This is a genomic window from Crocosphaera sp. Alani8 (assembly GCF_038442745.1).
Taxonomy (GTDB): Bacteria; Cyanobacteriota; Cyanobacteriia; order Cyanobacteriales; family Microcystaceae; genus Crocosphaera.
Window position 1 is genome coordinate 1 of the sequence record NZ_JARVCN010000461.1, and the last position, 2,145, is coordinate 2,145.

General features: G+C 41.4%; 3 protein-coding genes. All 3 read right to left on the reverse strand.

All coding sequences use genetic code 11. The features are described from left to right. Positions 1-207: 207 nt before the first annotated feature. Positions 208-1,248: an SAM-dependent DNA methyltransferase gene (locus tag P9B04_RS22795; RefSeq protein WP_342057252.1), complete on the reverse strand. Its 1,041-nt coding sequence runs from the start codon at positions 1,246-1,248 to the stop codon at positions 208-210. After that, on the reverse strand, positions 1,245-1,514 hold the full coding sequence (locus tag P9B04_RS22800; RefSeq protein ID WP_342057253.1) for a hypothetical protein: 270 nt from the start codon (positions 1,512-1,514) through the stop codon (positions 1,245-1,247). Before P9B04_RS22800 ends, P9B04_RS22795 begins: the two co-directional genes overlap by 4 nt. A 90-nt stretch (positions 1,515-1,604) precedes the next feature. Next, entirely contained in the window at positions 1,605-2,021 is a 417-nt protein-coding gene (locus P9B04_RS22805) for an ImmA/IrrE family metallo-endopeptidase (RefSeq protein ID WP_342057254.1), read from the reverse strand. Between the last annotated feature and the right edge of the window lie 124 nt (positions 2,022-2,145).

The following is a 2,145-nucleotide window of genomic DNA, read 5'->3' on the forward strand; positions in this document are numbered from 1 at the left end:
GGGTTAGTCTAATTTGATATGTAAAGTTTTCTAAAGACATTCAACATTTCTGGTCTTTCCCCTTTGGGATTGGTAATAGTGGCTAAATGGGCTAAAAGACAATTCAGCCTCCAGTGGTCATCGAGGGGAACAACTTTACTTTGATATTTTGAGGAAGTCATCGAGATAACATACAACAATTATCTCGAAAACAGCGCAAAGCGCACTCTAACGCTCTAAAACAATAATTCTCGTATTAACTCCTGTTGAACGATCGCTATTCAAGAAACTGCCTTGTGGCAAAGGAGCATTTATAACGCACTTGTCCTCTAACCACTCTCGAAACTCAGCATATTTCCTATCTTGGCGGAATTCAATGGATTCAGGGGCAATGGCCACTAACTGTCCCCCTTCTAAAAGATGGTCGTAAGAGTAACGGATATGAATTAGTTCTGAACCTTTGACAAATGGGGGATTCATGAGGATTCGGTGGTAGGATGTGGTAACATCAAAGCAGTCAGACCCAATGACATTAAATCCTTTGATTTCGAGTAATTGTCTCAGATTAGAGTTAAGTTCACATACTTCTAGGTTCACATCAACAGCTTCTTTGATCGCACTGGCGATATCCCCCTTGCCGGCACTAGGCTCCCAGACTCTCAGTCCTGGTTTTAGATTAGCTAATCTAACCATTTGGTCACAAACCGGCTTAGGCGTGGGAAAATAACCAGGAATCGTAGTTCCGATTAACTGACGCTCAAGTTCAGCTATTTGCTTAACTTTGGGGTCAATAACAGGGGTTTGATGCAGTTCTTCGAGGGCAGAGATCGCTTGATGAATACGGGGAACAGTACCGATATTTGCTCTGAGTAAGCAACTTGCCCAACCATCTTTGGTAAGATGCTGTACAATTAAATGATCTTGCCAATGAGGATGCTTTAAGTCATATAATGTATATAACTGGCTTTTTGTGGAGATTTCAGACAAAATACGGGACAATGTACCTTCATCTAACGCATCCGCTATTGCATATAACCAGCCTTGAATTAGAGCCAGTTTTTCTCCTTCTTCCCTCATGGATGCGGCAATCCTCGCGCGTCTCCTTGTTGGACGTTGTTGCCCAATGGCAGAATTAAGTTTATTATCGATTTGCTTTTGCATTTTGTTAGCTAAATCTCTGAACTTCTGCGCTTTCTTGGGATTGAAATAACGCAGTTTTGTGGGGGTATCTTGCACCGGCAAGTCGAAAATTGATAACTGCTGGATCATTGGTAATTAATTCCTTGAATGATTTTTGTGCGAACTTGTGGGTCAATTTCTCCTACTAATACTCGGCGGTCTAATTCTGCTAAAATATTGGTTAATTCCTCTTCATTAGTGCGGAACATATTGGTAGGATCTTTGGTTAATTCCCAAACTTTTTGAGGGTCATCAGAAACTTGGCTTAAGCGATTAACGTAGAAATTAGTGATAGTCTCTTTACGTTGTTTGAGCTTATCTTTAAGGTTGATAGGTTTCTTCTTTTTTCGGGGCATTCTGATTAGCTGCTAAATTTCAGGGAGACTAAAAAGAGAAGGTGCAAGCCCTTCTCTTTTGGAAATAAATAACTGTGGTAAAGACATTGATCAAGCGGCTAATTGCGCTTGGAAATTTGTTTCAATCCAGTCAATCACTTGATTAGCAGCTTTCTGAATGAGCATTCCACTTTTCCTTAAGTTTTCCAGCGCATCCTCGCCTTGTTGCCAACCAGCGACATAAGGGAATGAATAATCACTCGAATCAATCCCGAAATGATGTAAGACAATGAAAGCAACAGATTCTGCTTCTAATTCCGCTTGGCTTCGAGGAATGTGGTCATTGTATTGACTACGAGAATGTAAAAGTGAGTGACCTATTTCGTGCGCCAGTGTCTTGGCCTGATGTTGCTTTGGTAGCAGTGGATCTACTACTATTTGTCTGGGTTCTCCTGTTTGCCCATCGTAACGACACCACCCGTTGGCACCTAAAGCCCCTTGGAATAAAACAGGAATGTTATTATTCATGGTGAATGCCGTTAACAGATCGATTAATCGAAGCTTCTCAAAAAGTCTGGGGGGACTCGCCGAAAGTTAAGGGACAAAGATGAAAATAAAGTTTCGAGTTCGCCCAGACTTTCTCTCGCTTGAT